The organism is Streptomyces laculatispora (assembly GCF_017353455.1).
GTDB classification, from domain to species: Bacteria; Actinomycetota; Actinomycetes; order Streptomycetales; family Streptomycetaceae; genus Streptomyces; species Streptomyces laculatispora.
Genome location: NZ_JAFMPZ010000413.1, coordinates 1 through 3,326 on the forward strand (window position 1 = coordinate 1; position 3,326 = coordinate 3,326).

The window sequence follows — 3,326 nt, forward strand, 5'->3', positions numbered from 1 at the left end:
TCGCCGCGCTCGATGTCGACGCCGCCACGCCCGCGGCGGTACGGGAGGCGCTCGCCGCCGCCGAGTCCGCGGCCGGCTCCCGGCTGCTCCCGCCCACGGTCGTGGTGTGGGCCGGGGAACCGCTGCCCGTGGCCCTGGCCGCGCTGCCGCCCGGCACGGAGCTGACCGTCCGGCCCGAGGAGGCCGGTTCGGCCCCGCCGGCCCGGATGCGGACCCCCGCCGGGGATACGGATCCGGCCGTTTCCGGGGCGCCCGGCCCGGCGAGCGGCGCGCCCGCGCCCGGCTGGTGGACCGAACCCCCGCTCGGCGTGCACCGGCTGACCGCCCGGGCACCGGAGCGGCCGGCCGAGTCCTGCACGCTCGTCGTCGCCCCGGCCCGGGTCCCGCAGCCGCCGCCCCGCAGCCACGGCTTCCTCGTGCAGCTCTACTCGCTGCTCTCCGCCCGCTCCTGGGGCATGGGCGACCTCGGCGACCTCGCCGATCTCGCCTCCTGGTCCGGGCGGTCCCTCGGCGCCGGCTTCGTCCAGGTCAACCCGCTGCACGCGGCGGTCCTGGGCAGCCCCACCGACCCGTCGCCCTACCGTCCGTCCTCGCGGCGCTTCCCCGACCCCGTGCACCTGCGCATCGAGTCCGTCCCGGAGTACGGGCACGCGCCCGACCGGGCCGCACTGGACGAGCTGCGCCGCAAGGCGGGAGAGCTCCGCGACGGAGTCCTCAACAAGGGCGCCCTGATCGACCGCGACGCCGTCTGGGAGCTCAAGCGGCAGGCCCTCTCCATCCTCGCCGACGTCCCCCTCACGCCCGGCCGCCGCGCCGCCTACTGCGACTTCCTCGCCGAACAGGGACAGGCCCTGGAGGACCACGCCCTGTGGTGCGCCCTCGCCGAGCTGCACGGCTCCGACTGGCACAGCTGGCCGGAAGGCCTGCGCGACCCCCGCTCCAGGGAGACCGCCCGCGCCCGCGGCGAACTGCTCGACCGGGTCGACTTCCACTGCCGGCTCGCCTGGCTGGCCGACACGCAGCTCGCCGACGCCCAGCGCGCCGCCCGGGACGCCGGGATGACCGTCGGGATCGTCCACGACCTCGCCGTCGGCGTGCACCCCGGCGGTGCCGACACCTGGGCCCAGCAGGACGCCTTCGCGCACGGCATGTCCGTCGGCGCGCCCCCGGACGCCTTCAACGCACGCGGCCAGGACTGGGGTCTGCCGCCCTGGCGCCCCGACGCCCTCGCCGCGTCCGGCTACGCCCCGTTCCGCGGTCTGCTGCGCGGCATCCTCGGCCGGGCCGGTGCCCTGCGCATCGACCACGTCATGGGCCTGTTCCGGCTCTGGTGGGTGCCCGAGGGGCGCCCGCCCACCGAGGGCGCCTATGTCAGCCACGACGCCGAGGCGATGCTCGCCGTCCTCGTCCTGGAGGCCCACCGGGCGGGCGCCGTCGTCATGGGGGAGGACCTCGGCACCGTCGAACCCGGCGTCCGCGAGGCACTCGCTCGCCGCGGCGTCCTCGGCACCTCCGTGCTCTGGTTCGAACGGGACTGGTCGGGCACCGGCCGCCCGCTGGCCCCCGAGGAGTGGCGCGAGGGCTGCCTGGCCACCGCCACCACTCACGATCTGCCCTCCACCGCGGCCCGGCTGACCGGTGACCACGTGACGCTGCGCCACCGCCTCGGGCTGCTCGCCCGCCCGCTGGACCAGGAGCGGACCCAGGACGGCGCCGACACCGCGGAATGGCTCGGCCTGCTCTCCCGGCTCGGCCTGCTCCCCGAGGGCGGCGGTGACGAGGAGGCGGCCGTCCGCGCCGTCCACCGCTTCCTGCTGCGCACCCCCGCCCGGATGGCCGGGGTCTGGCTGCCCGACACGATCGGCGACCGCCGCCCGCAGAACCTGCCGGGCACCTGGGACGAATACCCCAACTGGCGGCTGCCCATCGCCGACGCCGAGGGCCGCCCGGTCACCCTGGAGGAGCTTGCCGCCTCGCCGCGGCTGCACAGGCTGATGGAGGTCCTCAGCCCTCGTCAGGAGCCCCCGGGGGCCCGTACGGCACCCCCGGGCGCGCGGCCCTCGTAGCCGTTCGCTACGTTTGCACCGTGGACAAGAAGAACGCTATGCGCGCCGGTGCCGTCGCCGCCGGAACGACGCTGATGATGCTGCTCATGACGTCCCCCGCGCTCGCGCTCACCCGCGACGACGGTGACGACCCGGGTACCGGCCTGAGCGTGATCGACACGATCGGCCTGTTCGTCGTGGCCCCCCTGGTGCTGTTCGGGGTCATCGCCGGGCTGGTCATGGTCCTCGACAAGTCCAAGAAGCAGGCCTGACACCCGGCTGCGCGGCACACAGGGCCGCGCGGCTCCCCGGCTCCGTCCAGGGCGTCCCGATGTGCGCGAGCGCGTCGTGGCGCCCTGTCCGCGTTGGCCCGGCGGTCATCCCCCCCCATCGTTAAGTTCTGCTTCAAAAAACCCTCAGAAGTATTCGATAGGCCTGAATGTTCTCTCGGTGTGACGGTGGGTCCCGTGACCGACGCACCCCCGCACGGAGGAGAGGGCAGGGGATTCCATGGCCGTGCCGGACCGCATCCGCATCCGCAGCAGTGGGACGGCCGGTGCGAGAGGGGCGCGGTGGAGCTCCGGGGCGGGCCTCCTGCTCGCCCTCGTCGCGACGGTCGTCTGGTCCGGGAGCTTCGTCGCCGCGCGCGCCCTGCGCGAGGCCAACCGGCCTTCCTCCTGACCACCTTCGTGCTGGGCGCTCTGATGCTGACCCCCGCCTTCGCGGTCGGCGTCGCCGTCCAGGGCGGGTTCGAGCCGACGGCCGGCACCGTCGGGCCGCTCCTGTACGTCGGTGTCCTCTCCTCGGCGGTCGCGTTCTTCGCCTGGAACAGGGCCGTGGCCCTCATCGGCGCCTCGCGGACCGGGATCGTCTACTACCTCCAGCCCGTCTGCGTGGCCGGGCTCTCCTTCGCCCTGCTGGGCGAGTCGACGGGACCGGTGCAGACCCTCTGCCTGGTCCTGATCCTCGGCGGAGTGGCGCTGGGGGCGGGCCGGGCCGGTGGCCGGGCGGCGGCTAATGTGCGGACATGACCGAGTGGGACATCAAGAAGCTCCGGATCCTGCGGGTGCTGAGCGAGCGCGGGACCGTCACGGCGACGGCCGAGGCGCTGCTGATGACCCCTTCCGCGGTGTCCCAGCAGCTGTCGAACCTGGGCCGGCAGCTCGGCGTGCCACTGCTGGAGGCACAGGGCAGGCGGGTCCGGCTCACCGACGCCGCGCACCTCGTACTCCGCCACGCCGAAGTGGTGTTCGCCCAGCTGGAGCGCGCCGAGGCCGAGTT

Annotated in this window: 4 protein-coding genes and 1 pseudogene; all 5 read left to right on the top strand. The window is 74.9% G+C overall.

From position 1 onward, the window contains the following. Positions 1-2,066 (top strand): 4-alpha-glucanotransferase (gene malQ, locus J1C73_RS20915; protein WP_207317764.1); only part of this gene is annotated, 2,066 nt, incomplete at its 5' end. A 20-nt stretch (positions 2,067-2,086) separates the two neighbouring features. Next, positions 2,087-2,317: a hypothetical protein gene (locus J1C73_RS20920; protein ID WP_123471094.1), complete on the top strand. Its 231-nt coding sequence runs from the start codon at positions 2,087-2,089 to the stop codon at positions 2,315-2,317. 238 nt (positions 2,318-2,555) lie between these two features. Continuing rightward, a complete protein-coding gene (locus tag J1C73_RS20925; protein WP_207317765.1) occupies positions 2,556-2,726 on the top strand; it encodes a hypothetical protein in 171 nt (56 codons plus the stop codon). Continuing rightward, positions 2,687-3,076, top strand: a pseudogene (locus J1C73_RS20930) (EamA family transporter); the annotation flags it as partial. The gene J1C73_RS20925 and the pseudogene J1C73_RS20930, both read left to right, overlap by 40 nt. Then, positions 3,073-3,326, top strand: a 254-nt coding sequence (locus J1C73_RS20935; protein WP_207317766.1) for a LysR family transcriptional regulator, incomplete at its 3' end; no start/stop codon positions are given. The pseudogene J1C73_RS20930 and the gene J1C73_RS20935, both read left to right, overlap by 4 nt.